The organism is Agromyces sp. NPDC056523, assembly GCF_042794545.1.
Lineage (GTDB): Bacteria > Actinomycetota > Actinomycetes > Actinomycetales > Microbacteriaceae > Agromyces.
Map to the genome: position 1 here is coordinate 59663 of NZ_JBHTTM010000003.1, position 25673 is coordinate 85335.

At 71.3% G+C, this 25673-nt stretch carries 30 protein-coding genes; 17 read left to right on the forward strand and 13 right to left on the reverse strand.

Annotation, left to right across the window (positions count from 1 at the left end):
• Positions 1-90: 90 nt before the first annotated feature.
• Positions 91-1848 carry a beta-galactosidase family protein gene (locus ACFQ58_RS11160; protein ID WP_376951180.1) on the forward strand — a complete coding sequence of 586 codons (1758 nt, stop codon included), beginning with the start codon at positions 91-93 and terminating at the stop codon, positions 1846-1848.
• A 30-nt stretch (positions 1849-1878) separates the two neighbouring features.
• On the opposite strand, the gene ACFQ58_RS11165 is transcribed toward ACFQ58_RS11160, so the two are convergent.
• On the reverse strand, positions 1879-2487 hold the full coding sequence (locus ACFQ58_RS11165) for a dihydrofolate reductase family protein (protein ID WP_376951182.1): 609 nt from the start codon (positions 2485-2487) through the stop codon (positions 1879-1881).
• Between the two features lie 112 nt (positions 2488-2599).
• Between ACFQ58_RS11165 and ACFQ58_RS11170 the strand changes: the two genes are divergently transcribed.
• The 3 genes from ACFQ58_RS11170 to ACFQ58_RS11180 all read left to right on the forward strand — a co-directional run bounded on the left by ACFQ58_RS11170 (position 2600) and on the right by ACFQ58_RS11180 (position 5785).
• Positions 2600-4210, forward strand: coding sequence for a carboxylesterase/lipase family protein (locus ACFQ58_RS11170; protein ID WP_376951183.1), 1611 nt, complete (start codon positions 2600-2602; stop codon positions 4208-4210).
• A gap of 365 nt (positions 4211-4575) precedes the next feature.
• Positions 4576-5181: a histidine phosphatase family protein gene (locus ACFQ58_RS11175; RefSeq protein WP_376951184.1), complete on the forward strand. Its 606-nt coding sequence runs from the start codon at positions 4576-4578 to the stop codon at positions 5179-5181.
• A gap of 55 nt (positions 5182-5236) precedes the next feature.
• A complete protein-coding gene (locus ACFQ58_RS11180) occupies positions 5237-5785 on the forward strand; it encodes a hypothetical protein (RefSeq protein WP_376951185.1) in 549 nt (182 codons plus the stop codon).
• Between the two features lie 14 nt (positions 5786-5799).
• On the opposite strand, the gene ACFQ58_RS11185 is transcribed toward ACFQ58_RS11180, so the two are convergent.
• On the reverse strand, positions 5800-6636 hold the full coding sequence (locus ACFQ58_RS11185; protein ID WP_376951186.1) for an alpha/beta hydrolase: 837 nt from the start codon (positions 6634-6636) through the stop codon (positions 5800-5802).
• Between the two features lie 128 nt (positions 6637-6764).
• On the opposite strand from ACFQ58_RS11185, the gene ACFQ58_RS11190 reads away from it, so the two are divergent.
• A complete protein-coding gene (locus ACFQ58_RS11190; RefSeq protein ID WP_376951187.1) occupies positions 6765-7361 on the forward strand; it encodes a TetR/AcrR family transcriptional regulator in 597 nt (198 codons plus the stop codon).
• Between the two features lie 6 nt (positions 7362-7367).
• Here the strand turns inward: ACFQ58_RS11190 and ACFQ58_RS11195 are convergent, their stop codons facing one another.
• From ACFQ58_RS11195 to ACFQ58_RS11205, 3 genes are all read right to left on the reverse strand, one after another.
• Positions 7368-8618: an endonuclease/exonuclease/phosphatase family protein gene (locus tag ACFQ58_RS11195; RefSeq protein ID WP_376951188.1), complete on the reverse strand. Its 1251-nt coding sequence runs from the start codon at positions 8616-8618 to the stop codon at positions 7368-7370.
• Between the two features lie 108 nt (positions 8619-8726).
• Positions 8727-9179: an SRPBCC family protein gene (locus ACFQ58_RS11200; RefSeq protein WP_376951189.1), complete on the reverse strand. Its 453-nt coding sequence runs from the start codon at positions 9177-9179 to the stop codon at positions 8727-8729.
• Entirely contained in the window at positions 9176-10144 is a 969-nt protein-coding gene (locus tag ACFQ58_RS11205) for a helix-turn-helix transcriptional regulator (RefSeq protein ID WP_376951190.1), read from the reverse strand. Before ACFQ58_RS11205 ends, ACFQ58_RS11200 begins: the two co-directional genes overlap by 4 nt.
• A 149-nt stretch (positions 10145-10293) precedes the next feature.
• On the opposite strand from ACFQ58_RS11205, the gene ACFQ58_RS11210 reads away from it, so the two are divergent.
• From ACFQ58_RS11210 to ACFQ58_RS11230, 5 genes are all read left to right on the forward strand, one after another.
• Positions 10294-10719 carry a group 1 truncated hemoglobin gene (locus ACFQ58_RS11210; RefSeq protein WP_376951191.1) on the forward strand — a complete coding sequence of 142 codons (426 nt, stop codon included), beginning with the start codon at positions 10294-10296 and terminating at the stop codon, positions 10717-10719.
• Positions 10720-10811: 92 nt separating this feature from the next.
• Positions 10812-11960, forward strand: a complete 1149-nt coding sequence (locus ACFQ58_RS11215; RefSeq protein WP_376951192.1) for an epoxide hydrolase family protein — start codon at positions 10812-10814, stop codon at positions 11958-11960.
• Positions 11961-12090: 130 nt separating this feature from the next.
• Positions 12091-12726: a class I SAM-dependent methyltransferase gene (locus tag ACFQ58_RS11220; protein WP_376951193.1), complete on the forward strand. Its 636-nt coding sequence runs from the start codon at positions 12091-12093 to the stop codon at positions 12724-12726.
• 52 nt (positions 12727-12778) lie between these two features.
• Positions 12779-13057, forward strand: a complete 279-nt coding sequence (locus ACFQ58_RS11225; RefSeq protein WP_376951194.1) for a hypothetical protein — start codon at positions 12779-12781, stop codon at positions 13055-13057.
• Between the two features lie 98 nt (positions 13058-13155).
• Positions 13156-13872 carry an NAD-dependent deacylase gene (locus ACFQ58_RS11230; protein WP_376951195.1) on the forward strand — a complete coding sequence of 239 codons (717 nt, stop codon included), beginning with the start codon at positions 13156-13158 and terminating at the stop codon, positions 13870-13872.
• Between the two features lie 106 nt (positions 13873-13978).
• On the opposite strand, the gene ACFQ58_RS11235 is transcribed toward ACFQ58_RS11230, so the two are convergent.
• Entirely contained in the window at positions 13979-14737 is a 759-nt protein-coding gene (locus tag ACFQ58_RS11235) for an EI24 domain-containing protein (RefSeq protein WP_376951196.1), read from the reverse strand.
• A 141-nt stretch (positions 14738-14878) separates the two neighbouring features.
• On the opposite strand from ACFQ58_RS11235, the gene ACFQ58_RS11240 reads away from it, so the two are divergent.
• Entirely contained in the window at positions 14879-15820 is a 942-nt protein-coding gene (locus ACFQ58_RS11240) for a cytochrome b/b6 domain-containing protein (RefSeq protein WP_376951197.1), read from the forward strand.
• A 44-nt stretch (positions 15821-15864) separates the two neighbouring features.
• Positions 15865-16059, forward strand: coding sequence for a hypothetical protein (locus ACFQ58_RS11245; RefSeq protein ID WP_376951198.1), 195 nt, complete (start codon positions 15865-15867; stop codon positions 16057-16059).
• Positions 16060-16066: 7 nt separating this feature from the next.
• Here ACFQ58_RS11245 and ACFQ58_RS11250 read toward each other — a convergent pair whose 3' ends face one another.
• From ACFQ58_RS11250 to speB, 6 genes are read right to left on the reverse strand one after another with little or no spacing between them, the layout of a single operon-like run.
• Positions 16067-16438, reverse strand: a complete 372-nt coding sequence (locus tag ACFQ58_RS11250) for a VOC family protein (protein ID WP_376951199.1) — start codon at positions 16436-16438, stop codon at positions 16067-16069.
• The gene (locus ACFQ58_RS11255) at positions 16438-17508 is read right to left on the reverse strand and encodes a PHP domain-containing protein (RefSeq protein ID WP_376951200.1); all 1071 of its coding nucleotides are present in this window, start codon (positions 17506-17508) and stop codon (positions 16438-16440) included. Before ACFQ58_RS11255 ends, ACFQ58_RS11250 begins: the two co-directional genes overlap by 1 nt.
• A gap of 39 nt (positions 17509-17547) precedes the next feature.
• Positions 17548-18192, reverse strand: coding sequence for a cyclase family protein (locus ACFQ58_RS11260; protein WP_376951201.1), 645 nt, complete (start codon positions 18190-18192; stop codon positions 17548-17550).
• A 2-nt stretch (positions 18193-18194) separates the two neighbouring features.
• A complete protein-coding gene (locus ACFQ58_RS11265; protein ID WP_376951202.1) occupies positions 18195-19592 on the reverse strand; it encodes a purine-cytosine permease family protein in 1398 nt (465 codons plus the stop codon).
• 34 nt (positions 19593-19626) lie between these two features.
• Positions 19627-20043: a YybH family protein gene (locus tag ACFQ58_RS11270; protein WP_376951203.1), complete on the reverse strand. Its 417-nt coding sequence runs from the start codon at positions 20041-20043 to the stop codon at positions 19627-19629.
• Between the two features lie 49 nt (positions 20044-20092).
• On the reverse strand, positions 20093-21049 hold the full coding sequence (gene speB, locus ACFQ58_RS11275; RefSeq protein ID WP_376951204.1) for an agmatinase: 957 nt from the start codon (positions 21047-21049) through the stop codon (positions 20093-20095).
• Positions 21050-21133: 84 nt separating this feature from the next.
• Between speB and ACFQ58_RS11280 the strand changes: the two genes are divergently transcribed.
• Both ACFQ58_RS11280 and ACFQ58_RS11285 read left to right on the forward strand, forming a co-directional pair.
• Entirely contained in the window at positions 21134-21718 is a 585-nt protein-coding gene (locus ACFQ58_RS11280) for a helix-turn-helix domain-containing protein (protein WP_376951205.1), read from the forward strand.
• A 112-nt stretch (positions 21719-21830) separates the two neighbouring features.
• Positions 21831-23015, forward strand: a complete 1185-nt coding sequence (locus tag ACFQ58_RS11285) for an AI-2E family transporter (protein WP_376951612.1) — start codon at positions 21831-21833, stop codon at positions 23013-23015.
• A gap of 5 nt (positions 23016-23020) precedes the next feature.
• Here the strand turns inward: ACFQ58_RS11285 and ACFQ58_RS11290 are convergent, their stop codons facing one another.
• On the reverse strand, positions 23021-23491 hold the full coding sequence (locus ACFQ58_RS11290; protein ID WP_376951206.1) for an NUDIX domain-containing protein: 471 nt from the start codon (positions 23489-23491) through the stop codon (positions 23021-23023).
• A gap of 246 nt (positions 23492-23737) precedes the next feature.
• On the opposite strand from ACFQ58_RS11290, the gene ACFQ58_RS11295 reads away from it, so the two are divergent.
• The 3 genes from ACFQ58_RS11295 to ACFQ58_RS11305 are packed head-to-tail and all read left to right on the forward strand — an operon-like array spanning position 23738 to position 25661.
• On the forward strand, positions 23738-24388 hold the full coding sequence (locus ACFQ58_RS11295) for an SDR family oxidoreductase (RefSeq protein WP_376951207.1): 651 nt from the start codon (positions 23738-23740) through the stop codon (positions 24386-24388).
• Positions 24385-24861, forward strand: coding sequence for a hypothetical protein (locus ACFQ58_RS11300; protein WP_376951208.1), 477 nt, complete (start codon positions 24385-24387; stop codon positions 24859-24861). Before ACFQ58_RS11295 ends, ACFQ58_RS11300 begins: the two co-directional genes overlap by 4 nt.
• Positions 24862-24896: 35 nt before the next feature.
• Positions 24897-25661 (forward strand): hypothetical protein, encoded by a 765-nt coding sequence (locus tag ACFQ58_RS11305; protein WP_376951209.1) that lies wholly within the window; start codon positions 24897-24899, stop codon positions 25659-25661.
• Positions 25662-25673: the final 12 nt, after the last annotated feature.

Genomic DNA, 25673 nt, shown 5'->3' on the forward strand with positions numbered 1-25673 from the left:
GTCCGCTCCGCGGGCCGGGGAGCAGCCGGCCGCTGCCGTGCCTCCCCGACCCGCGGAGCCGCTCCACCACGACCAGAAAGAACGACCCACGTGACCGCAGAGTCCCGCTTCGCGATCGGCGCAACCGATTTCGAGCTCGACGGCCAGCCGCACCGCATCCTGTCGGGCGCCCTGCACTACTTCCGCATCCATCCCGACCTGTGGGCCGACCGGATCCGGAAGGCCCGCCTGATGGGGCTGAACGCGATCGAGACGTATGTGGCGTGGAACGCGCACGCCCCGCGCCGCGGCGAGTGGCGGACCGACGGCGGCCTCGACCTCGGCCGGTTCCTCGACCTCGTCGCGGCGGAGGGCATGCAGGCGATCGTGCGGCCCGGTCCGTACATCTGCGCCGAGTGGGACAACGGCGGGCTCCCGGCCTGGCTGTTCCGCGACCACATCGTCGGCGTGCGGCGCTCCGAGCCGCACTACCTCGAGGCGGTCAGCGACTACCTCCGTCGGGTGTACGAGATCGTCGCGCCGCGGCAGATCGACGCGGGCGGCTCGGTGATCCTCGTGCAGATCGAGAACGAGTATGGCGCCTACGGCAGCGACAAGGCCTACCTCGCCGAGCTCGTGCGCGTCACCCGCGACGCCGGCATCACGGTGCCCCTCACCACGATCGACCAGCCGACCCCGCAGATGCTCGCCGACGGCAGCCTGCCGGGCCTGCACCTCACCGGCTCCTTCGGCTCCCGCGTGCCCGAGCGGCTCGAGACCCTCCGCGAGTTCCAGCCGACTGGCCCGCTCATGTGCATGGAGTTCTGGTGCGGCTGGTTCGACGACTGGGGCTCGCATCACCACACGACGGATGCCGCGGCATCCGCTGCCGAGCTCGACGCGCTGCTCGCGGCGGGCGGGTCCGTGAACGTCTACATGTTCCACGGCGGCACCAACTTCGGGCTCACGAGCGGCGCCAACGACAAGGGACGTTACGCGCCCATCACCACGAGCTACGACTACGACGCGCCGCTCGACGAGGCGGGCCATCCGACCGAGAAGTTCTGGGCCTTCCGTGAGGTCATCGCGCGGTACGCGCCGGTGCCCGACGAGATGCCCGCCGCCCGCCGCCCGGCTCCCGAGCTCACCGCCCCGCTCGCGGTCGGGCCGTCGCTGCTCGAGGCGGCCCCGCGCCTCGGCGACGAGTCGCGCCATGACGCGCCGCCCACCTTCGACGCGCTCGAGCACGACCGCGGTGTCGTGCTGTTCGCGACGCGCCTCACCCGCGGCGGACCCGGCGTGCTGACCGTCGGCGACGAGGTGCGCGACCGCGCGTGGGTGCTCGTCGACGGCGCGCCCGTCGGGGTCCTGGGTCGCGACTCGCATGAGCGCGCCGTGGCACTGCCCGACGCGCGCGGCGAGCTCGTCATCGTCGTCGAGGACCAGGGGCGCGTGAACTACGGCGCGCGGATCGGCGAGCACAAGGGCCTCATCGGCGGCGTGGCCCTCGATGGCGAGCCCGTCACCGGATGGGCGGCGCGTCCGATCGACCTCGACCGCGTGCCGGCCGCCGCGAAGCTCGGCCCGGCCGAGTTCGCCGCCGGACCGGTGCTCGCCTACGGCGAGTTCGAACTCGAGGCCCCGGCCGACCTGTTCCTCGACACCCTGCACTGGGGCAAGGGCCTCGTGTGGGTCAACGGGTTCCTCCTCGGCCGGTACTGGCGGCGCGGGCCGCAGCGGACGCTGATCGTGCCCGGCCCGGTCGTGCGCGCGGGGCGCAACGAGGTCGCGGTGCTCGAGTTCGAGGCGTTCGCCGAGCCCGAGATCCGGTTCGTCGCGCAGCCCGAGCTCGGCCACACCGAGATCTGAGCGGATGCCGCGGCGATGGCCGCCGGTCGGTCACTCGTCGATCTGGATCCCCGTGACCGGCACGCCGGCGCGTTCGTACACCAGCGAGACGGCGCCCTTCGGGAATGCGATCGGCTGTTGGGCGAGCGCGAACGCCGCCGGCACCGTGCCTTCGTCGAACAGTCGCTTGCCGTTCCCGAAGACGATGGGGTACAGGTACAGGTTGAGCCGATCCACGAGGTCCGCGGCGAGCAATGAGCGGGCGAGCGCGCCGCTGCCGATCACGTGGATCTCCTCGAAGCGTTCCTTGATGGTCGGTATCTCGGCTGCGATGTCCGTCACGACCGTGGTGCGTGCCCAGGACGGATCGGTGAGCGTGCGCGAGGCGACGAACTTCGGCACCTCGTCGAACTTCGCCCCGATCGGCATGTCGGTGTGCTTGGGCCAGTAGTCGGCGAAGATGTCGTAGGTCTTCCGGCCGAGCAGCAGCGCGTCGAGCCGGTCGATGCCCGCGCCGATGACCGCGCCCGACTCATCGTCGAAGTAGGGGGCCTGCCATCCGCCGTACTCGAAGTGGTTCGACGGGTCCTCCTCGGGCCCGCCCGGTGCCTGGTAGACCCCGTCGAGCGTGATGAACAGGTCGACCGCGACGATTCCCATGGTGTGCTCCCTTCCGCCGTCCTCCACAATCTGTCGTGCCGTCCCGGGGGCGTCAATGCCTTGCGGATGACGCGCGGGAGGGGTGAGGTGGAGGGGTGGACAGCGTGCGATCGTGATCGGACGCCGCCGACGGCACGACGACGACACGGTCGACGTGCGGGTCGTCGGTGGCATGGTGCGCGGCGTGCGAGAACGCGGGCTGCTCGCCTGGCGCGGCATCCCCTACGCGGCGGCGCCGGTCGACGAGCTGCGGTTCGCCCGACCAGGTGCGGTCGTGCCGTGGGGCGGCGTCCGGGATGCCTCGGACTTCGGCGCCATCGCGCCGCAGGCGATCCGCAATCCCCTCCTGCACCCGCCGGTCGCAGCGATCACCGCCGACGAGGACTGCCTCACGGTCAACGTGCACGCCCCGATCTGGGACGACGACGCCTCGACGCCCTTGCCGGTGATGGTGTTCATCCACGGCGGCGGATACAGCGCGGGGTCGTCGCGCGACTTCTCGGGGCAGGGCGAAGGCTTCGTTCGCGACGGCCGTGTGGTCTACGTCAGCTTCAACTACCGCCTCGGGGCGCTCGGCTACCTCGACTTCAGCAGCTACACGACCCCTGAGCGTACGTTCGACAGCAACCTCGGCCTGCGGGACCAGCTCGCCCTGCTGCGCTGGGTCCGCCAGAACATCGGCGCCTTCGGAGGCGACCCCGGCAACGTCACGGTGTTCGGCGCCTCGGCGGGCGGCAACGCGGTGACCACCCTCATGGCCGTGCCGTCGGCGAGGGGCCTGTTCGCGCGCGCGATCGCGCAGAGTCCGCCGTCGAACGCGGTCTATGCGCCCGGGCTCGCGGCGCAGTGGGCAGAGGAATTCGTCGCGATTCTCCGCGAGGCCGTCGACGGGCGCGAGCGGAAGGATGTGGATCGCGGCGGCGAACGCACGGCCGCGGCGCGCGCCATCCGTTCCGCACCGCAGGCGCTGCTCGCGACGGCATCGCCGACGGACCTCGTCGCGGCGTGCGCCGTGCTGCAGATGCGGACGCCCGATGCGTACCCCGGCACGTTCTGCCTCGCACCCATCGTCGACGGCGACCTGCTGCCGCGGCATCCGATGCGTGCGTTCCGAGACGGGACCGTCCACCGAGTGCCGCTCATCATCGGCACGAACGACCGCGAGGGCGCGATCTTCCGCGGACGCGTCGACATCCTGCCGCGCTCGGCCGCGCGGATCGAGGCGCTCTTCGCACGGGCGCCCTCAGGCGCACGGGCGGGCATGCACGCCGCGTATCCGGGCCTGCCCGCCCGGCGACCCGCCGCGGATTTCGGAGGCGACTACGGATTCTGGTTCCCGAGCACGCGCATCGCGGACTTCCACTCGCGTCACGCGCCCGCCTGGTCCTACCGCTTCGACGTGGCACCGCGCCTGCTCGAGATGCTCGGTCTCGACGCGACGCACGGCGTCGAGATGTTCGCACTATTCGACCGCACCGACGTGGCGCTCGCCCGGATCATGACCGCGCTCGGCGGGGTCGAGGCCTATGCCGCCGCCGGCGAGCGCATGCGGAGGATGTGGATACGCTTCGCCGCAGCCGCCCCGCCCGACGAGGACTGGCCGCGATACGACGAACGCCACCGGGCGACGCTCATCATCGCCGCGGCGGACCGGATCGAGCTCGATCCACGCCGCGATCGGCGGCGCGCGTGGAGCCGCTTCCTCCCGACGCTCGCCAGTTGACCCGCGGGCGGATGCGACGAGCGGATGCCGCGGGCCGGGCGGCCACGCGGCATCCGCTCGCCGTACTCAGGGCGCCCGCACTCGACACGCCGGGCGCGCACGGGCCGATATCCTGACGCCGGCGAGCGCCAGAACCGCGAGCATCGCGGACGCGAGAACACGCGACACGAACGCCCTCGAACCCGAGTTCGTCGAGTTGAGTTCTCCGCGCGCGATCTCGGTCCGTTGCTCGCGCTGGACTTCGCGGGCGGAAGCGGTCGGGCGAGCTCGTCGACGTGCGCACCGTCCCGGACGGCACGGGCACGGGCCCGCTGAGCGATCCGGGTTGAGCATCCGTCCAGCCGGCCCGGCCTAGGCTGGTGGACATGCTGCTCGCCCTCATCCGCCATGGCCAGACCGACTGGAACCTCCGCGGAGTGATGCAGGGACGCTCCGACATCCCGCTGAACGACACCGGCCGAGCGCAGGCCGAGGCCGCCGCGGCGCTGATCGACCGGGTCGAGTGGGACCTCGTCGTGAGCTCGACGCTCGGCCGCGCACGCGAGACGGCCGCCATCCTCGCCCGGGGCCTCGACCTGCCGGTCGCCGGCGCATACGACGACCTCGTCGAGCAGGACTTCGGCGCCGCCGAGGGCACGCTCGTCTCCGAGATCGACGTTCGCTGGCCCGGCCGCGCGTTCGAGGGCAAGGAGCCCGACGACGCCGTCGGCCCGCGCGGCGTGCGCGCGCTCGAGCGGATCGCCGCCGAGCACGCCGGGGCCCGCGTGCTCGCGGTCGCCCACGGCACGCTCATCCGCCACGTGCTCGGCGAGCTCAGCGGGCACGATGCGCGCAGCTACCCAAGACTCGACAACCTCGCGGTCTCCGAGGTCGAGCGGGTGACGGATGCCTCGTGGCGCGTGCACAGCGTCGGCCGGGTGCCGTTCGCCGAGGTGCTGCCGTCGCTGGTCGCCGTCGAACTGGCCGCCTGACCGACCCGCCCTCCGACCCTGCCGCGTGGCCCCGATCCGGACGTACAATCCGGAAATGGAGGCTCCTGGCAGCACCACCCTCGTCGTGGTCGGCGGGGAGGCGACGATCGCGATCGACTCGCTCGCGGGGCTCGCGAACGTCGAGAGCGCGAGCTTCGCCGAGATGCCGGACGCCACCGACGTCGAAGTCGTCACGTGGTCGACCACGTCGCACGCGCCGTTCGTCGTGCACGACCGTGATCCGCTCGGCCATGTCGCCTCGGCGTGGGTCGAGTTCTACGACGAGCGCTCGACGCTCGGGGTGCTGCAGCTCGAGATCGACCAGGTGATCGACCAGGTCGCGCGGCATCAGCTGCGCGTCCCGGACTACTACGTGGTGCTCGAGCCCGAGTCGTTGCACGGCACCTGGCTGCACTGGTGGCTCGGGGTGCTGGCCGCCGCGTCGCCGAGTCGCGTCATCCCGGCGCCGGGCGAGGCGCCGCTCGCGGGTCTCATCCGCCGGTTGCCGACCGCCCGGGCGTGGCCCGAGGTGCGCGACTGGCTGCCGACGGTCGTGAAGGCCGTGCCCGATCGCGTCGGGCCCGGCCTCCCCGGTGCCGCCTGAGGCGGACGCCGCCGTCAGGAGGCGGTGGTGGGCTGCAGTTCCGCGTGCTCGGTCGCCCAGGCCAGCGCGAAGTCGGCGACCTCCTGCCATCCGTCCTGGCTGACGATGCGGTGCGTGCGGCCGGGGAACTCCCGGTAGTCGACGATCGCGGGGCTGCCGGTCGAACGGTACTTCTTGACGATGGCCCGCCCGATCGCCGGAGGGACCACGTGGTCAATCTCGCCGGTGATGACGAGCAGGGGCGCGCGGTCGGTGCGGCCGTAGTCGACGTGGGTCACGCCGCCCTTCTCGTTGAGCGTGGAGGCGACGCCCTCGAAGAAGACGCGGTTGTAGGAGTTCACCGCGTACTCCTCCCAGATGCGATCGGATGCCTCGCGGCCGAGGTCGTTGCCGAACGTGAAGTGGAAGTGGCCCTTCGAGATCGGTCGCGCACCGTTGCGGTCGAACGGGTTGGACAGGATCGGGAAGCCGGTCCGGAGCGTCGACGCCGGGAGGGTCGTGATGCCGGCGGTCTGGCCCGGGGTCACGCCGACGTAGGCGGCGCCGAGGCCGCGGTCGGCGAGCATCTGGGTGATCACGCCGCCGAACGAGTGGCCCATGATGATCGGCTTCTGCGGAAGCGCGCGGATGATCGCCTCGTAGTGGTCGGCGATCTGCTTCAGGCCGATGCCCTTCAGCGGGTCGGGGTTCGAGCGGATGTCGCTGACTGACCGGTCGTCGATGCCGGGCCAGCCGGGCACGATGACCTGGTGGCCGGCGGCGCGGAAGCGCTCGGCCCACGTGTCCCAGCTCTTCGGGGTCATCCAGAGTCCGTGGACGAGGACGATGGGGGCTCGGTCGGTGGTGGTCATGGTGGCTGCTCCTTCTGCATCGCCGGTAGTAAGTAGAACGATCGTTCTGTCTCTCTATTCCCTGACAGTACGCCCCCGCCCGACTGCATGTCAAGCAAAAAGAGAAAGATCGTTCTATCATTTACGACGTGGCAACGAGAACGACATCCAGCGGCACCTCGGCGGCGCGCGAGCGATTGCTCGCGACCGCCAGCGAGCTCTTCTACCGCGAGGGCATCCACGCCGTCGGGGTGGATCGGATCATCGCCGAAGCGGGGGTCACGCGCGCGACGTTCTACCGGCACTTCCCGAGCAAGGAGTCCCTCGTCGAGGCCTACCTCGGCGTGGAGGACGCGAACATCAAGGCGGCCTTCGAGACGGCCGAGGCCACCGGTGCCGAGCCCGCGCCCATGGTCGACCTGGTGATCGAGGGCCTCGCCGACGACATCGCCCGGCGCCACACGCGCGGCTGCCCGTTCATCAACGCCGCAGCCGAGTACCCGGATGCCGCGAGCGGCGTCCGCACGACCGTCGCGCGGCATCGCGAATGGTTCCGCTCCGAGCTCGAGCAGCTCCTCGGCGCTGCCGGCGCTCCGGAGCCGGCCGAGTCTGCCGCGGAGCTGGTGCTGCTTCGCGACGCCGCGATGGTGGGCGGATACCTCGACGGCTGGGACCGCGTGCGGCCCGCGTTCGTGGCATCCGCCCGCCGCATCGCCGGCGTGCCCGGCACCTCGGTGGGGGAGTAGCCGCCGCTACCCGTGCACGCGCAGGTCGACCCAGACCAGCCGGTGGTCGCTCGACGGGAACGGGAAGTTGCCCGTGAGCGACGACAGCGGATCGCTCGACACCGGCCAGAACACCCCGGCGTCGAGCACGCGCAGGTCGCGCGAGGGCAGCACGTAGTCGGCCCGCAGGTTGCCGGGCGCGATGTCGGAGAAGTCCGCCGTGTCGAAGGCCGGGTCGCCCTCGTGCGTGAGGTTCGCGCCGCCCTGGACCGTGGCCGCCTCGACGGCGCCTGCCGACGTGGGAAGCGGGTCGGTGATGCGCGGGTGGTCGAGGAACTGCAGGATCGCGTCCTCGGTCGAGTCGCCGTCGAGCGGGTCGGCGTTCTGGTCGCCGAGGATCACGAACGATGATCCCGGCTTCAGTCCACCCTTGCCGTCCTCGTCGTCGTAGATGTAGCGCGAGGCCGTGCCCGGCGTGACGTAGTCGGCCCAGAAGCGGATCTCGTCGTGGTTGCGCGTCCCGTTGCGGTCCTCGGCACCGTCGAAGGTCGGCGGCGTGGGGTGCGACGCGAGGACGTGCACGGTGCGACCGTCCACGTCCACCGGCACGTCCCAGTGCGACTTGCTCGAGAGTCGGAAGACCTCGAGCTCCTCTGGCGAGTACCAGTCGGCCGGTGCGGCCGTGTTCGGGTCGTCAGGCAGCAGCGCGCCCGGCATGTCCTTCCAGAGGAAGTTCTGGAACGTGCGGATGTCGCTCTCGAGGATCGGGTACTTCGAGAGCACCGCCATCCCGAACTGGCCGGGGAAGAGCCCGAAGCCGAACGCGTCGTCACCGCCGCCGATCGTGCCGTTGTTGTTGAGGTCGAAGCCACTCGGGATGCCGGTGTTCGACGGCGCGACGAACGCGTACGGGTACTCCACCGGGTCGGCGCCGCCCTGCGACACCTCGAGGTAGTTCTCGCGGAAGAGGTCGACCGCGAGCCCCTCGTCGTCGAAGTCGAACTCGTTGAGCAGGACGATGTCGGGGTTCGTGCGCTGGATGATCTCGGCCACCGTCTGCGCCTGGTCGTTGGTGGGTGTCGACAGGTCGGTGATGAGCTGGCCGGCAGTGTTGCGGTTGAGCGAGAGGTTGTAGGTCGCCACGCGCAGCTCGGTGGTGCCGCGCCCATCAGGCGGTGCCGCTGCGGCGGGGCCCGCAAGCGCCGTGATGGCGGCGGCTCCGATCAGCGTGGCGGTGGCGGTGAGTGCGGCGGTGGTGCGGCGGCGTCTCGTGGACATGCGCGTTCTCCTTCTCGGCGGCATCGGCGATGGCGACTGTCCCCACGCTAGGCCTGATGGGTGACGACGGGAAGAACCCGAGGTGAGCGGATGTCGCGGGCTCAGCGCTCAGCGTTCGGCGAAGGCTTTCAGCGCCTGCAGCATCCGCTCGCTCTCGCGGGCGTACCGACCGACGATCAGGCCTCGCGCGAGGGCGATCCTTCGAGGGATGCCGAGCTCTACCGTCCTGGTGACGCGGGCGCCGACGCCCTTCGCGGCGACCGACATCGTCACGGTGCTGTCGATGGTTCCGGCGACCTGCGGACGCAGGGTCATGGGCTGGCGGAAGGCGATGCGCGCCGGCCGATCGAGGGCGATCACGCGGCCGTGGCGGACGCCGCGACGGCTGTGCTCGACGTAGGTCGTGCCGACCGCGACCGGCGGCGGTGAGATCTCGGACGTGCCCTCGTAGTCGCCCGACGACGGCAGCCAGCGCCCGTAGTCGTGCAGGTGGGCGACCAGGTCGAACACCGCCTCGGGAGCGGCGGCGATGTCGACGTGCCGCTCGATGGTCGTGGTCACGCCCCCAGCGTCCCACCGTCGGCTGCGCGTGCATAGCGTTCCGCGTACGTGCGCAGCAGGGGCGCGAGCTCGGGCGGGGACTCGACGGTGAAGTCCATGTTCAGCATGCCGATGTACGCGGCGATCGTGTCGAGCGAGTCTGCCCCTGTGACGAGCACCGACTCGTCGTCGGACACCGCCTCCACGACGCCGACCGTGGGGTTGATGCGCGCGATCACGGCGTCGGCCGGCGCCGCGACGTGGAAGCGCGCGTGCACGTTCCATCCGCTCATCGCGATCGAGCGCATCGCGAAGGCCGTGTAGTCGCCGCCCGGCAGCGGGCTGGGCTCGAAGCGCCGACGGGTCGGCATCCGTGGCGCGATCCAGTCGGCGCGGTAGACGCCCCACTCGCCCGAGTGCGGATCCCGCCCGACCAGGTACCAGCGTCGCTGCCAGCTCAGCAGGCGGTAGGGCTCGACGAGCCGGGGCGTGCCGCGGTCGTCGAAGCGCAGCCACTCGACGTCGCGGATGGCGGCGGCGATCGCGGCGAGTACCGCGTGGTCGACCTCGGGATCAGGGGCGTCCGTGCCGATGTTCTCGGGTGCCTTCTCGACCACCGCGCCGATCGCTGCCACGGTCGGACGCAGGTGCGACGGCAGCACCTGCTCGAGCTTCGCGAGGGCGCGAGCGCTCGACTCCTCGATGCCCGTGATCCCCGTGGCCACCTGGAGCCCGATCGCCACGGCGACTGCTTCCTCGTCGTCGAGCAGGAGCGGCGGGAGCTTGCCGCCCGCTCCGAGCCGGTAACCGCCCGCGGTGCCGCGCCTGGCGTCGACGGGGTATCCGAGCTCGCGCAGCCGGTCGACGTCGGTCCGGATGGTGCGTGGAGTGACCCCGAGCCGCTCGGCGAGCTCGGAACCCGTCCAGTCGGGTCGCGCCTGCAGCAGCGACAGCATCGCGAGCAGTCGCGCGGCCGTGTCGGACATGCCGTCAATTCTGCACGCACGCTTCGCCCATCCGATCGGATCACCATGGACGCCCGCCGCGATCCGCTGTATAATCAATAACCATCAACTATAGAAGACCAGCGCCTCACGGATGCGGTTTCCGTGGCACCGATCGAAGGAGATCAGCCATGTCCGATCAGAGCCTCTACGAACGTCTCGGCGGCGTCTTCGCGATCGCCGCCGTCGTCGACCACTTCAGCGATGCGGTCGTCCGGAATCCGATCGTGGGCCAGCAGTCGCAGAACCCGGCCCTGCGGGAGTGGCACACCCAGAACCTCGGCCGGCTTCCCGGCCTGAAGTTCATGCGCACGCTCTGGGTGTGCAACGTCGCGGGCGGTCCGTTCGAGTACACCCCAACCGTTCCGGGCACCACGGTGCTCGGCCTCGAGGAGGCGCATCGCCGGCTCCACATCTCGCCCGACGAATTCGACGAGGTGGCCGCCGAGCTGGGCCGCACGCTCGATGCCGTGGGCGTGCCCGAGCAGGAGAAGGGCGAGGTGCTGGCCGCCTTCGCGGCGCACAAGGACGAGGTCACCCAGGGCCACCGGAGCTGAGCGCGGCGTTCGCAGGCGGTCGGCGGGGCGACGAGATCGTTTCTCGCGTATTAGGAACTGAACCTTCCTAATCTCTCGTTAGCGTCGAAGACATGACGAACACCAGCGCAACCACCACCGACATCCGCCCGTTCCGCGTCGAGGTCGACCAGGCCGACCTCGACGACCTCACGGACCGCCTCGCCCGCACGCGCCTGCCGCAGCCGGCGCCCGGCGACGACTGGTCGTACGGCACCCCGAACTCCTACCTCCGCGACGCGGTCGAGCAGTGGCGCACGACGTACGACTGGCGCGCCGAGGAGGCCCGCATCAACGCCGTGCCGCACTTCATGACCGAGATCGACGGGCAGCCCATCCACTTCATCCACGTGCGCTCGCCGCACGAGGGCGCGACGCCGCTGATCCTGGCGCACACGTACCCGGGGTCGTCGGTCGACTACCTCGACATGATCGGGCCGCTCGTCGACCCGGTCGCGCACGGCGGGCGCGCCGAGGAGGCCTTCGACGTCGTGGTCCCGGATGCCCCGGGCTACGGCTTCTCGAACCCGGTCTCCGAGGCCGGCTGGACGATGGCCCGGGTCGCCCGCGCCTACGACGAGCTCATGCACCGCCTCGGTTACACCGAGTACGGCATCCACGGCTCCGACAACGGCGCGCTCGTCGTGCGGGAGCTCGGCCTGCTCAACCCCGACGGCTTCCTCGGCCTGCACGTGCTGCAGCTCTTCTCGTTCCCGTCGGGCGACCCGGCGGAGTTCGAGCGGCTCGAGCCGCAGGACTACGCGGCGCTCGAGTTCCTGCAGTGGTTCCAGACGGTCGGCGGCTACAACACCATGAACGCGAGCCGACCGCAGACGGTCGCGGTCGGGCTCAGCGATTCGCCCGTGGCGCTGCTCGCGTACAGCGAGCTGTTCAATTCCTTCGGCAACGGCACCGCACTCGTGCCCCTCGAGCGGATCCTCACCGAGGTGACCGTGAACTGGTTCGCGAACGCGGCCGCGGGCATGAGCCGCAGCTACCTCGAGAACGCCCGCGTCGAGGCCGAGCCGCAGGTCAATGCGGCACCGACGGGCGTCGCCATGTTCAAGGACGACTTCCAGACGATCCGGGTCTTCGCCGAGCGCGACAACTCGAACATCGTGCACTGGAGCCGGTTCCCCGAGGGCGGGCACTACGCCGCGATCGAGGTGCCCGACGCGGTGGTCGGCGACATCCGGGCGTTCTTCGCGACGCTGCGAGGCTGAGCGGCGCGACCGTCGAGATCGAGATCAACGGATGCCGCGGGCGTGGGCTCGCGGCATCCGCTCTGCTCACGGCTCGCCCAGCCCCGGCGCCGCGCTTGACGAGCGCGCGCCCGCGTGGTCGCATGACGGCATGGATGGTGCGCGGCCCGAGCTGATCACCGACGACGCGCTCGACGACCTCGAACGCGAGGTGATCGGGCGCGTGCGCGGTCGGGTGCTCGAGATCGGCGCGGGCGAGGGCGCGAACTTCGGCGCCTTCCACGAGGACGTCGAGTGGATCGGGCTCGAGCCCGACTTCGACCGTCGCGTCGAACTCGCGCAGCAGGCCCGCGCCTGGCAGCACGCACGCGAACCGCTTGATGCCGTCGCCGAATCCATCCCGCTGCCCGACGCCTCGGTCGATGCGGTCGTGGGCACCTACGTGCTCTGCTCGGTGCGCGACCAGGGCGCCGCGCTCGCCGAGGTCCGCCGGGTGCTTCGCCCGGGCGGCACGGTCGTGTTCGTCGACCACGTCATCGCGCCGCCGCGCACGCTCAAGCGCGCAGTCCAGCGCATCGTCACGCCCTTCTCGACGCGGTTCTGCCACGGGTGCCACTGGGATCGCGACACGGGCGCCGCCCTCGCCGCGGCGGGCTTCGCCGGCGACGACGTGCGGATGGTGCGCGTCCCGTCGTTCCCGTTCGGCCCGACCCGGGTCCTGCTCTTCAGTGGCCACGTGCCCGAGGCCGCGGCGCCAGGCACGTCCAATCCGGCAGACGGTCGGTGACGAACACCTCTCAGGCGGCGATTCCCGCCGCGATCCAGGATGGGGAGGAATCATGAACATCCGCACTCTTGCAGGAGCAGCCGGCGTGCTCGGCCTGACCGCAACGCTCGCCGTCGCCACGCCCGCGGTCGCTGCGGACGGCAGCAACTGCTGGGGCGTCGTCTCGTCGCAGGCGGCGCGGTCGGACGGCGGTCTCGGTGAGCACTCGAGCTCCTTCGACGAACCGCGCCTGGGCCTCGGCAACGTCGCCCGCCTGTTCGGGGTCGACGGCCTCGGCGGCCTGGGATCGCTGCTCGCCTCGATCGACGGCAACGACGCCACATCCTGCTGACCGCTACGGCCCGACGCGGGCAGGGCGCACCCTGATGGCGTGAGCCTGCCCGCGTCGTGCCGTTGCCCGGCCGGCCCACGGCTCGCATACTGGCTGACGTGACGGACGACGAGGGCGCGATGCCGCACATCGTCGTGCTCACGGGTGCCGGCATCTCGGCCGAGAGCGGCGTGCCCACGTTCCGCGATGCGGGCGGGCTCTGGGAGGGCCACCGCGTCGAGGATGTCGCGACGCCCGAGGCGTTCGAACGCGACCCCGACACCGTGCAGCGGTTCTACGACGCGCGGCGCCGCGCCGTGGCATCCGTCGCCCCGAACCCAGCGCACGCCGCCCTCGCGCGGCTCGAAGCCGAGTTCGGCGACGACCTGCTGCTCGTGACGCAGAACATCGACGACCTGCACGAGCGCGCCGGCTCTGCTCGCGTGCGCCACATGCACGGCGAGATCGGTCGTGCGCTGTGCCTCGCGTGCGAATCGCGGGTCGACGTGTCGGGCGACTTGGTCGACGCGCCGCCGTGCCCCGTCTGCGACGAACGGATGCTGCGCCCCGACGTCGTCTGGTTCGGCGAGATGCCCTACTGGCTCGACGACATCGACGCGGCCCTCGTCGCCTGCGAGCGGTTCGTCGCGATCGGCACGTCGGGCGCCGTGCACCCTGCGGCCGGGTTCGTCCTCACGGCGTCGGCGTTCGGCGCGGCGACGCTCGAGCTCAACCTCGCGGAGAGCGAGATCACGCCGTTCTTCGCGGAGAGCCGGCTCGGACTTGCGAGCGAGCTCGTGCCGCGGTGGGTCGACGAGGTGCTCGGCGCCGGCTGAATGGATTGGGCGGGCCGGCGGTGGCACAGACCGGCGGATGCCGCGGGCGACTCGACCGACCCGCGGCATCCTGGTCGACGGGTCCGGAACGAGATGCCCGTCACCACTACTTCGGGTCGTCGGCCGGGATCGGATGCACCTCGTCGAGCACGGACCTCGCGAGCATCGTCGCGCCCGCGACCGCCGCGGGCATCGTGGCCACCGCGCCGAGCGGTACGAGGAAGCAGAGCTGCGTCGCGATGCCGAAGCCGAGGAAGCGCCACCGATGCGCGCGGATCAGGGCACGGCGCACCCCACGGTTGAGGTGCCGCGCGTCGAACGCCCGCGCGGCGAGTTCGCGCGCGAGGAGGCGACCCGTGAGCACCGCACCGAGCACGGCCGCGAGCACGCCGCCGATCACCGGCACGAAACCGGCGATGGCGACGACCGCTGCCGAGAGCAGGCCCTGCGCCACGAGCACGAGCGAGTTGCCCACCCCGCTCCAGAAGCTCGGCCCCTCGGATGGCGCGGGCCCGCCGAGGTCGGCCTCGACGGCCTTCCAGATACGCTCGTAGAACGGGTCGCCCACGATGAGCGTGAGCGCGGTGAACGTGACGAAGGCGAGGACGGCCGCGCCGGCGAAGACCACCACCGTCACGAGGGCGCGGAACGCCGACCGCCAGAACTCCTGCCAGCCGTCGGCGAAGGGCGTCGCCCAGTCGACCAGCCCGGGAAGGCCGATGCCGAGCGCGACGAGCCCCCAGACGAGCGCGGCGAAGACGATCGCCGCGGGCACGAGTCCGAGCAGCATGACGCCGGCATCACGGCTCCAGAATCCGAAGCCGCGCAGCAGCATCCGCGCACCCGCCGCGAGTTCCTTCAGCATCCGCCCCAGCATAGGGACCGCGGCATGGGGACGGCGGTCTCGTCGCGGAGCGTCATCCGGCCCACGCGTTCCCAGCCGGCGGCGCTATCGTCGTAACGCCCTGTGCCTCGCCGACCGCACCGGAGAAGGAACCGCCCGGAGATGACCGTGACCTCGACGAAGCCCTCGCGCGCCGCCGAATGGTGGAAGGCGCAGCGCCGGCGAGTGGCATGGGGCGTCGGCATCGCGCTCGTTGCGTTCGTCATCGCGGTCGTGGTCGCGCGCGTCCTGCGCGGCATCCCCGCCGTCGAGGCGTTCATCGGCGAGTACCCCGGCATCGTGCCGCCGCCCGATGGCGCGCCCGTCGGCATTCCCGCGTGGCTGGGGTGGCAGCACTTCCTCAACGCGTTCTTCCTCGCACTGCTCGTGAAGACCGGGCTGGAGCTCCGCGGCAAGCGCCGGCCGCCCGGGTTCTGGACGCGCGACAACACACGCTGGCCGCGCACCAAGCGCGCACCGCGCCGCCTCGGCATCTGGCTGTGGTTCCACCTGTGGCTCGATGCGTTCTGGGTGCTGACGGGCCTGAGCTACATCATCCTGCTGCTCGCGACCGGGCAGTGGGTGCGCGTCGTGCCGACCGACTGGGCGGTCGTGCCGAACGCGATCTCGGCGGCGTTGCAGTACGCCTCGCTCGACTGGCCGACCGAGGACTCGTGGGTCGTCTACAACTCGCTCCAGCAGCTGGCGTACTTCACGGTCGTGTTCATCGCGTCGCCGCTCGCGATCCTCACCGGCCTCCGGCTGTCGTCGGCGTGGCCGGTCGAGGGTCGCCTGGCCGACCCGGTGACCGAGAAGTGGTCGCGCGCGATCCACTACCCGGTGATGCTGTTCTTCCTGGCCTTCACCTTCGTGCACGTCGTGCTCGTGCTCACGACCGGCGCCCTCCGCAAGCTCAACCAGATGTACACCGCGCGCGACACCGACGACTGGCTCGGGTTCGCGGTGTTCGCCCTCTCGGTGGTCGTCATGGTCGTCGCGTGGGTGCTCGCCAAGCCGCCGCTGCTCAAGCGCATCGCGGCGATGTCGGGTCGCGTCCAGGGCTGACGGATGCCGCGGCTCGCGCTGCCGTGCGCCGCTAGGCTCGGGGCATGGCCCGCACCGTCTGGATCGTCCTCGGCGTCATCGCCTCCGTCGTGATCGCGTGGTTCCTCGTCGACCTCGTGTTCAGCGTGCTGTGGTTCATCGTGAAGTTCGCGATCGTCGCCGTCGTGGCGGCTGCAGTGTTCTTCGCGCTGCGTGCCTGGCTGGGTCGCTCGGGCGACCGGAGCAGCATCGAACGCTGACGCTCGCTCAGCGGTGCTGGTCGAACAGGATCGTGTTGCCGTCCGGATCCACGACCATGAAGCTGCCCGGACCCGACCCCGACTCGTCGACCTCACTCGCGAGGTCGATGCCCGCGTCGCGCAGGTGCCGCTGCAGCTCGCGCACGTCGGTGAACGACGCCGTCTCCTGCGTCTGCTGGTCCCAGCCGGGATTGAACGTGAGCAGGTTGCCCTCGAACATGCCCTGGAACAGCCCGATCACGTGGTCGCCGTTGCGGAGCACGAGCCATCCCTGCTCGGCGTCCCCTATGAACGGCTCGAATCCGAGCGTCTCGTAGAACGCCCGCGAGACCGCGAGATCCTTCACCGCGAGGCTCACCGAGAATGCGCCGAGTTCCATCACGACCCCTTCCGTCGTCGTTTCTTCGCGCCCGCCCATTCCACCAGCCGGTCCGCGTCCCACGTCGTCACGATCCGCTCCGGCGGGATGCCGGCCGCCTCGGCACGGGCGGCGCCGAGCGCGAGGAACCCGAAGTGCCCCGGCGCGTGCCCGTCGGTGTCGATCGAGAAGCGGCATCCGTGCTCGAGTGCGAGCCGGATCAGGTCGTCGGGCGGGTCCTGACGCTCCGGGCGCGAGTTGATCTCGACCGCGACGTCGTGCTCGGCGCACGCCGCGAAGACCGCGGCGGCGTCGAACTCCGATTGCGGCCGGGTGCCGCGCGACCCCTGCACGAGGCGGCCCGTGCAATGGCCCAGCACGTTGGTGCGCGGGTCCCGGATGGCGCGCAGCATCCGCGGGGTCATCTCGGCTGCCGGTGCACGCAGCTTCGAGTGCACGCTCGCGACCACGACGTCGAGGCGGTCGAGCAGGTCGGGCCGCTGGTCGAGCGTGCCGTCCTCGAGGATGTCGACCTCGATGCCCATCAGGATGCGCACCCCGAGGTCGCCGCGGTCGCGCTCGTCGGCATCGTCGACGCCCTCGCCGTGCCCAGCGTTCAGCGCCGCCACGATCTCGAGCTGCGACTCGAGCCGCTCGGGTGAGAGCCCGTTCGCGACGCGCAGGTTCGGCGAGTGGTCGGTGAGGGCGAAGTACTCGAGCCCGGCGGATGCCGCGGCGCGCGCCATCGCGGCGATGCTCGTCGTGCCGTCCGACCATTCCGAGTGCGCGTGCAGGTCGCCCTTCAGCTGCGCCCGCAGCCCGGTGCGGGACTCGACGCCCGCCTTCTCGCGCAGGTCGGCCAGGTACGACGGCACGTCGCCGGCCAGCGCCTCGGTGATGACGTTCAGGCTGGAATCGCCGATTCCCGGCGTGCGCTTGAGCCGGCCGTCGGCGGCCCGCTCGCGCACCTCGTCGGCCGACAGCGGCGCGATCGCCGCGGCCGCCCGCCGGAAGGCCTTCGCCTTGAACGGCGAGGCGAGCTGCACCTCGAGCAGCGTCGCGATCTCCTCGAGCGCCTGCACCGGGTCCATCGCCCCAGTCTGCCGGGTGGGGCGGGCGATGGTCGAGGGCTACTCGATCACCGTCTCGGCGTCGAAGGCGACCGCGCGCACCGGCGCGCCGTCCGTCCCGAGCCGAAGCGGGAAGAACCCGATCCGCACCCGTTCCGGCAGCCCGTCGAGGTTCGCGACGTTCTCGACGATCAGCCGGTCGGCGCCGAGCACGATCTCGTGCACGGGGAACTCGGTCGTCCCCGCGGCATCCGTCGGGTCGGGACTCAGCGTGTCGACCGCGAGGACGTGCATTCCGCGTCCAACGAGTTCCCGCGCCGCCTCGGCCGACAGCGCCGGATGCCGGAGGGCTCGGTCCGTGCCGAAGTGCGCGGCCCACCCCGTGTCGACCACGACGATGGGCGGAACGCGCTCGGGCAGGTCGCCGAGTTCGGCGACTCCGATCATCGCGCGATCGCCGAGCCCGTCGACCCGGATGACGAGCGCATCGCCGACGAGTTCGTCGAGGCCGACCGCGTCCATCGTCCGTCCGCCCGCCACGGTGTGCGCGGGAGCGTCGACGTGCGTCCCCGTGTGCGATCCCATCCGCACCGAGGTCACGGCGGCGCCGTCGCGGTCGAGCTCGAGGGCGGCGGCGAGGTGTACCCCGGGGTCGCCGGGGTACACCATCATGCCGTCCGAGATGGGGTGGCTGAGGTCGCGCACGGTCAGGCTCGCGCCTGGCGCGGCGTGTCCTCGGCCGTGCGGGCGAGGTGCCGGCTCGGCTCGGCGGGGTGCGCCGACCGCTCGCGCAGGGAGAGCAGCAGGTAGAGCACGAACGTCACCGCGAAGCCCGGGATCGTCGCCCCGATCGGCGACACCGGCCACACGTACGTCAAGAGGTAGACGAGCACCGCGCCCACAAGCCAGGAGGCGACCGCCGCCCAGTTGACGCCCGCCAGGTACCAGTACCGGCCGCCGCCGCGAGCGTCGAGGATCGCCGGCGTGTACGCCCCGCGCTTGACGATGTAGTAGTCGGCGATCATGATCGCGAACACCGGGGCGAAGAGGGCGCCGATCGTCACGAGGAACGCGGTGAACTGGTTCAGCAGCCCGAAGAAGGTCGCGCCGATGATCGAGATCGCACCCAGGATGAGCGCGGTCGGCAGGAACTTCACGCGCGTGCCCGGCACCGCGTTCACGACGGTCGTCACCATGCCGTAGACGACCATCGTGTTCGTGGCCATGACCGAGACGAAGATCACGATCGCGAGCGGCCAGCCGAGGGGCTCGATGATGCTCACCGGGTCGAATGGGATCGCCTCGCCGCCCGACAGGATCACGAACGCGAACGCCGTCGCCCCGAGCGACATCGAGATGATCGTCGAGAGGCTGTAGCCGATGCCCGAGCCGACGATGCCGGCCTTGCTGTCGCGCGCGAACCGGTTGAAGTCCGCCGAGAGCACGGTCCACGAGATGGCGGTCGCGATGACGACGTCGAGCACGAGGATGGGCGTGTAGATCGTGGGTGCTTCCGGGATGGCGTTGTACTCGGCCGGCGTGAAGGTCGTGAAGGCGACGAAGAAGATGTACGCCATGATCGCGAGCATGAGCGCGGCGAGCCACGGCTCGATCCTCGCGATGCCCTCGTGGCCGAAGATCGCGAGGATCACGACGATCGTCTGGCAGACGACGGCCCAGAGCACCGGCATCGAGACGCCGGTGACGGAGAACACGAGGAAGTCGAGCGCGATCCCCGCGAGCATCGCCTGCACCCAGCTCCAGCCCATGAGGATGACGACGTTCGCCGTCACCGGGAGCAGGCTCCCGCGCGTGCCGAACGGCCCTCGCGTGAGCGCCATCGTCGGCAGGCCCGTGCGCGTGCCGATGTTGCCGACGAGCACGAGTACGACGGCACCGATCAGCGTGCCGACGATGATCAGCAGGATGACGAGGCCGTAGTCCACCTCGGGAATGAACAGCGTTCCGGTGAGGAGCGTCGTGACGACGAGGTTGGCGGCGAGCCAGATCATGCCGATGCGCAGCAGCGAGAACTCGCCGCGCACGGGGCCGGCGTCATCGGAGTTGCGTTCGAGGCGTTGTTCGAGGCGGGTGTAGAGCGACATTGCTGGTCTCCTCGGTGAAGGGGTGGGGAAGGGGTCAGGCCGCGTCGGCGGCGGGCATGGGGGAGAGGTGCTCGTGCACGGCGACGAGGCCCCGGTTCGCGTCGGTGCGGAACACGATGCTCTCGCGCTCGCGGTACGAGTCGCGGCCGTCGGGCGTCTCGACGGTCGTGTCGACCGTGTGGCTGAACACCGCACCGCCGGGGAAGGGCTGCACGGCGGGTTCGCTCGACGTGCACGTGACGACGCGCCATCCGCTCGCCACCCACTCGGCCCAGAGCCGCTCGTACGTGGCCCGGTCGTCGAGCCGCGCCGGCTCGGTGTGGAAGACGAACGTGGCGTCGGGGGCGAACGTCGCGAAGTAGCGGGGCGCGTCGGTGGCCGCGAAGGCCTCGACGATGGCGGATGCCGCGGCCTCGACCTCCTCGCGGTCAGGGGTGCGGGGTTCGGACATCTCGTGGCTCCTTCGCCTGGGGTGGGTCGGCTGGATGGGGTGGTCGGACTCAGGTGCGTGGCGCCATCGCGCTGAGCAGCTCGTAGGCGACGTGGCTCGCCGCGACCGCCGTGAGCTGGGCGTGGTCGTAGGCGGGCGCGACCTCGACGATGTCGGCGCCGACGATGTTCCGGTCGGCGAGCGCGCGGAGCATGCGGAGCAACTCGCGGCTCGTGAGCCCGCCGGCCTCGGGGGTGCCGGTGCCGGGCGCGTGCGCGGGGTCGAGCACGTCGATGTCGATCGAGATGTAGAGCGGCGCGTCGCCGATGCGGGCGCGCATGCGATCGATCGCGGACGCGACGCCGTGCTCCTCGAGGTACTCGCTCGAGACGATGGAGAAGCCGAGGCGTTCGTCGTCCTCGAGGTCGCTCTTGGCGTACAGCGGACCGCGGATGCCGACGTGCATGCTCGCGGTGAGGTCGATGAGGCCCTCCTCGCTCGCGCGGCGGAACGGCGTGCCGTGCGTGGTGGGCGCGCCGAAGTAGGTGTCCCAGGTGTCGAGGTGCGCATCGAAGTGCAGCACCGCGACGGGGCCGTGCTGGGCATGGATGGCGCGCAGCAGCGGCAGCGCGATCGTGTGGTCGCCGCCGATGGCGACGAGCTTGCCCGCGCTCGATTGCAGCTCGCGGGCGCCTGCCTCGACCTGGCGCACGGCCTCGGCGATGTCGAACGGGTTGACGGCGATGTCGCCCGCGTCGGCGACCTGCTGCGCACCGAACGGGAAGACGTCCTGTGCGGGGTTGTAGGGGCGCAGCAGCCGCGACGCCTCGCGCACGTGCGACGGGCCGAAGCGCGCGCCGGGGCGGTAGCTCACGCCCGAGTCGAACGGGACGCCGACGATCGCGACATCCGCTCGCCCCACCTCGTCGAGGCGCGGAAGGCGCGCGAACGTGGCGATGCCGGCGAAGCGCGGGACGACGCTCGCGTCGACCGGTCCGCGCGGGGCATTCTCAGGAGTGGGTTGCATATTACGAAACTTCCAGTACTGTTGAGGAAACTTGACCACACCGTACGCCCGCGACGCGCCGGCGTCAAGATCGAAGGAGGCGTCGTGCGTCCCATCCATCCGTCCGCCGACGTCGCGGGGCCCCCGATCGGCGCCAAGCTGCGCAGCACGCGGATGGCGCAGGGCCTCACGCTCGCCCAGGTCGCCGACTCCACGGGGCTGAGCAAGGGGTTCCTCAGCAGGCTCGAACGCGACGAGACGTCGCCGAGCGTCGCGACCCTCGTGCAGCTCTGCCAGGTGCTCTCGCTCCCGATGGGCGCGCTCTTCGCCGAGCCCGAGATCCAGAAGGTGACCCGCGCCGAGGCGCCGCGTATCAACCTCGGCGGCGTCCACGTCGAGGAGCACCTCATGTCGCCGCGTGGCGAGTCGCGCGTGCAGCTGCTCCGCTCGTCGCTCGAGCCCGGCGCGCACGGGGGCCACGAGCTCTACACGGTCAACTGCGACGTCGAGGTGCTGCACGTGATCACGGGCAGGGTGAGCGTGCGGTTCGCCGACCGGGTCGTGCACCTCGAGGCCGGCGACGCGCTCACCTTCCCCGGGCGCGAGCCGCACACCTGGAACGCCGAGGGCGACGCGCCGGCCGAGGTCGTGTGGGTGCTCGTCCCCGCGCCGTGGAGCGGCTCGGCCTGAGGCGCGCCGCGTCAAGGCCCGTGCAATCGCGCGCGAGCGGCCCTATCGTCGTGCCATGTTCTCCCGACGGCACCGCGATCCGGATCCCGTCGTCACGACCGAGGTCGTGACGATGCAGCCCGAGCACGAGGAGGGCGTGCGCGGAAGCACCGGTGGTCCCATCTGGAACGACCGCCTCGGCCGATGGTCCATCCGCAGCTGGCAGATGCTGGTCGTCATCGTGCTCGCCGCGATCGGGATCTGGGCGCTCCTGCAGGTCAAGGTCCTCGTCATCCCGGTGATCATCGCGATCATCCTGGCGGCGGCGGCCAGCCCGCTCATCGTCTGGCTGCGGCGCATCGGGCTTCCACCGATGCTTGCGGCGTGGGTCACGCTGCTCGGCGGCATCCTCGTGCTCGGTGGCATCATCACCGGGATCGTCTTCGCCGTGCGCAGTCAGTGGGAGGAGCTCGCGGAGTCCGCCACGCAAGGATTCGACGACCTCCTCGGCTGGGTCGAGACCCTGCCGATCCCGATCGACCAGCAGCAGATCGATGACGCCCGCAATTCGATCATCGACTTCGTGACGAGCGCCGAGTTCGGGCAGACGGCACTGACCGGTGTCTCGCGTGCCACCGAGTTCATCACGGGCCTCATCCTCATGCTGGTCGTGCTCTTCTTCTTCCTCAAGGACGGCGACCGCATCTGGGCGTTCTTCCTCCGTCCGTACCGCGGTGAGCGTCTCGAGCGCGGCCGCCGGATCGGCGTGACGGGCGTCAAGGTCCTGGGCGGGTACCTGCGCGGCACCGCGATCGTGGCCTTCGTCGACGCGTTCTTCATCGGCCTCGGACTCGTGATCCTGCAGGTGCCGCTCGCGCTGCCGCTCGCCGTGATCGTGTTCCTCACGTCGTTCATCCCGATCGTGGGCGCCACGCTCGCGGGCATCCTGGCGGCCCTGGTCGCGCTCGTCGCCAATGGACCCGTCGTCGCGCTCATCGTGGTCGCGATCGTCATCGTCGTGAACCAGCTCGAGGGCGACCTGCTGCAGCCGGTCGTCATGGCGCAGTCCCTGAAACTGCACCCGCTCGTCGTCCTCATCGCGCTGACGGCCGGAACGATCCTCGCCGGCGTGGCCGGCGCGGTGCTCGCCGTGCCGCTCACCGCCCTCGGCTGGGCGATCGTGAAGGTCTGGGATGCACCCGACCCCTCACTCGACGAACGCAAGTCGTACCACCTGAGGCGCCGACAGCACGCCGACGCCACGTCGAGCGGTGAGGGCCTGCCCGCCGATTCGGCCGGCGGAACCCCGGTCGCATGACGGGGTCAGGCGGATGTCGCGAGGTGCCGTTCGAGCGCGTCGAGCGCGCCGAGCTGGCCCTTCACGAGGAGCGTGCGCGCCTCAGCGAGCCCCGCCCATCGCACGTCGTCGACCTCGGGGAACTCGGCGGTGCGTCCCGAGCGCGGCGGCCACTCGAGCTCGAACGTGCCCGGCTCGAAGCCGTCGAGCGCGAAGTCGGGCGCCTCGCCCGCGAAGACGTGCAGCAGCTTGCCCGACGCGTAGCGGACGGTTCCGAGGTTCGCATAGTCCACCTCGGGTGCGGGCAGGCCGAGCTCCTCGGCGAACTCGCGCAACGCCGCGGCCCGCGGCTGCTCTTCGGGGTCGAGCTCGCCCTTGGGGATCGACCAGGCGTGCTCCTGCTTCCGTGCCCAGAACGGCCCGCCCATGTGAGCGACGAGCACCTCCAACTCCGGCGCACGCCGGAAGAGCAGCACGCCGGCGCTCGTCACCGGCATCGACGAGGCCTCGTCAGGGTCGAGGCGAGCGGGCGAACATCCACAGGCAGGCGGCGAGGCCCACCCCGCCGATCGCCATGATCCCGAAGATCGCGCCCCAGAGCAGCGTTTCCATCGACATGTGCACCTCCGTGTGTCACTGCGCTCATTCTGCCCGCGCGCCGGGCGCGGATGCCAGCATTCCGCGCACGGGGTTGCCGACGCGGCATCCGTCACTACGGTTGAGGTACGCGGAAGGGGACGACGATGGCGAAGGTGTTGATCATCGGAGGCCACGGGAGGGTGGCGCTCCAGCTCGAGCGGATCCTGACGGAGCGGGACGACGAGGTCGACGCCGTCATCCGGAACGCAGATCACGCCGACGACGTCGCCGAGACCGGTGCGAACCCGGTCGTCGCCGACGTCGAGGAGCTCGATGTCGACGGCCTCGCCGAGCTCATCTCCGGACACGACGCCGTGGTGTGGTCGGCCGGAGCCGGCGGCGGCAATCCGGTGCGCACGCGCGCGGTCGACCACGACGCCGCGGTCCGCTCGATGGATGCCGCCGAGCGGGCCGGCGTGCGGCGGTACGTGATGGTCTCGTACTTCGGCTCGCGCACCGACCACCGGGTGCCCGCCGACAGCGCGTTCCGGCACTACGCCGACGCGAAGGCCGACGCCGACGAGCACCTCCGGGCGTCGAACCTCGACGCCACGATCCTCGGGCCCTCAACCCTCACCGACGGGCCCGGCACGGGCTCGATCGACGCAACGGGCGAGTCCAGCAGCGACGTCGACCGCGCGGATGTCGCGGCGGTCGTGGCGGCGGCGCTCGCCGACGATGGCACCATCGGGCGCACCATCCGCTTCAACCGCGGCGGCACCCCGATCGCCGAGGCACTGCGGGCGGCATCGTGAGCGGGATCTTCCGCAAGCTCAACCTCAAGGGCGACGGCGCCGTGCACGTGATCGACGCCCCGAGCTCGTTCGAACCCGAGCTCGCCGAGGTCGGCGCGACGAACGCCGTCGAGCGCACGCTCGAGGGCGTGACCGGCGCCGGGTTCGCCCTGGCGTTCGCGACGAAGCAGCATGAGGTCGACGCGTTCGCCGAGCAGGTCGCGCGCGCGACCGAGGGCGACGTGGTCGTGTGGATCGCCTATCCGAAGGCGTCGTCCAAGCGGTACACGTGCGAGTTCAACCGCGACAGCGGCTGGGCGTCGATGGGGGCAGCCGGATTCGAACCTGTGCGACAGGTGGCGATCGACGAGGACTGGTCGGCACTCCGGTTCCGGCGCGTGGAGTTCATCAAGAACCTGACCCGGTCGAGCGCGAACACCGAGCAGGGCCGCGCCCGGCTCGCCAAGGGCGACGCGGGCGACGCCGCCGGCTGAGCCTCGCGCTCGCCGCGTGTGCGGGATGATGGGGCATGGCCCTCCCGCTGCCCGGCACGCCGCACGAGCCCGAGGGCGCGGCGGGTGAGACGTACGGCGCGGCGCTCGTGTCGACGACCGACGGGGCCACGAGAGACGACGTGGTCGACGCGCTGCGGGAGCTCGGCTTCACGGGATGGATCGCCCCGCCCGACGGCGGCTGGATCGCCGCGATCGCGGAGCCGGGCGACGGCACCGTCGCGTCCGGCCGCCGCGGGGTGCTCGAGGTCGCCGCTGCGCTCGCCGAGCGCCTCGACACCACGGCGTTCGCGCTGCGGGTCCGGCAGGACCGCCAGCTGGTGATCGCAGCGTGGAGGGGGCACGCCGAGCTCGGCCGCTACTCGAGCGATCCGTCCCGTGAGCCGGGTGCCGACGACGAGGTGCTCGGAGCGCCCTTCGGTACGGAGCACGCCGACGCGTTCGCCGCTGCGGCCGGCAGGCCCGATGCCGCCGAGGAGCTCGCAGAAGTGCTCGACGAGGAGCTCGACTCCGACAGCGTGTTCGAGTCCGAACGGCTCGCGCGCGCGCTCGAGCTGCTCGGGCTTCCGCGATGGCTCGTCGCCTCCGCGGCGCTGCCGCGCGACATCCCGACCGGCCCGCGCGGGCGCGAGCTCGTGCGCCTGGGCGCCGGGTCGCCCGGCGTGCTCGGTCGCGTGCGCGGCCGCGTCGCGGCATCCGTTCGACGACGGATGGCGCCGCCGCCCGCGATCGCGGACCCGCCGCGCGGCGACGACCTCGGCATCGATCCCTGGCTGCTCTGATCGGCGCGCCGC

What these genes read in the sequence shown, in the direction of transcription:
- ACFQ58_RS11165 (WP_376951182.1), bottom strand. Translation starts at nt 2,487, where the DNA reads ATGGGAATCGTCGCGGTCGACCTGTTCATCACGCTCGACGGGGTCTAC.
- ACFQ58_RS11175 (WP_376951184.1), top strand. Translation starts at nt 4,576, where the DNA reads ATGCTGCTCGCCCTCATCCGCCATGGCCAGACCGACTGGAACCTCCGC.
- ACFQ58_RS11180 (WP_376951185.1), top strand. Translation starts at nt 5,237, where the DNA reads ATGGAGGCTCCTGGCAGCACCACCCTCGTCGTGGTCGGCGGGGAGGCG.
- ACFQ58_RS11185 (WP_376951186.1), bottom strand. Translation starts at nt 6,636, where the DNA reads ATGACCACCACCGACCGAGCCCCCATCGTCCTCGTCCACGGACTCTGG.
- ACFQ58_RS11195 (WP_376951188.1), bottom strand. Translation starts at nt 8,618, where the DNA reads ATGTCCACGAGACGCCGCCGCACCACCGCCGCACTCACCGCCACCGCC.
- ACFQ58_RS11205 (WP_376951190.1), bottom strand. Translation starts at nt 10,144, where the DNA reads ATGTCCGACACGGCCGCGCGACTGCTCGCGATGCTGTCGCTGCTGCAG.
- ACFQ58_RS11210 (WP_376951191.1), top strand. Translation starts at nt 10,294, where the DNA reads ATGTCCGATCAGAGCCTCTACGAACGTCTCGGCGGCGTCTTCGCGATC.
- ACFQ58_RS11215 (WP_376951192.1), top strand. Translation starts at nt 10,812, where the DNA reads ATGACGAACACCAGCGCAACCACCACCGACATCCGCCCGTTCCGCGTC.
- ACFQ58_RS11220 (WP_376951193.1), top strand. Translation starts at nt 12,091, where the DNA reads ATGGATGGTGCGCGGCCCGAGCTGATCACCGACGACGCGCTCGACGAC.
- ACFQ58_RS11225 (WP_376951194.1), top strand. Translation starts at nt 12,779, where the DNA reads ATGAACATCCGCACTCTTGCAGGAGCAGCCGGCGTGCTCGGCCTGACC.
- ACFQ58_RS11235 (WP_376951196.1), bottom strand. Translation starts at nt 14,737, where the DNA reads ATGCTGAAGGAACTCGCGGCGGGTGCGCGGATGCTGCTGCGCGGCTTC.
- ACFQ58_RS11240 (WP_376951197.1), top strand. Translation starts at nt 14,879, where the DNA reads ATGACCGTGACCTCGACGAAGCCCTCGCGCGCCGCCGAATGGTGGAAG.
- ACFQ58_RS11245 (WP_376951198.1), top strand. Translation starts at nt 15,865, where the DNA reads ATGGCCCGCACCGTCTGGATCGTCCTCGGCGTCATCGCCTCCGTCGTG.
- ACFQ58_RS11250 (WP_376951199.1), bottom strand. Translation starts at nt 16,438, where the DNA reads ATGGAACTCGGCGCATTCTCGGTGAGCCTCGCGGTGAAGGATCTCGCG.
- ACFQ58_RS11255 (WP_376951200.1), bottom strand. Translation starts at nt 17,508, where the DNA reads ATGGACCCGGTGCAGGCGCTCGAGGAGATCGCGACGCTGCTCGAGGTG.
- ACFQ58_RS11265 (WP_376951202.1), bottom strand. Translation starts at nt 19,592, where the DNA reads ATGTCGCTCTACACCCGCCTCGAACAACGCCTCGAACGCAACTCCGAT.
- ACFQ58_RS11270 (WP_376951203.1), bottom strand. Translation starts at nt 20,043, where the DNA reads ATGTCCGAACCCCGCACCCCTGACCGCGAGGAGGTCGAGGCCGCGGCA.
- speB (WP_376951204.1), bottom strand. Translation starts at nt 21,049, where the DNA reads ATGCAACCCACTCCTGAGAATGCCCCGCGCGGACCGGTCGACGCGAGC.
- ACFQ58_RS11285 (WP_376951612.1), top strand. Translation starts at nt 21,831, where the DNA reads ATGCAGCCCGAGCACGAGGAGGGCGTGCGCGGAAGCACCGGTGGTCCC.
- ACFQ58_RS11290 (WP_376951206.1), bottom strand. Translation starts at nt 23,491, where the DNA reads ATGCCGGTGACGAGCGCCGGCGTGCTGCTCTTCCGGCGTGCGCCGGAG.
- ACFQ58_RS11295 (WP_376951207.1), top strand. Translation starts at nt 23,738, where the DNA reads ATGGCGAAGGTGTTGATCATCGGAGGCCACGGGAGGGTGGCGCTCCAG.
- ACFQ58_RS11305 (WP_376951209.1), top strand. Translation starts at nt 24,897, where the DNA reads ATGGCCCTCCCGCTGCCCGGCACGCCGCACGAGCCCGAGGGCGCGGCG.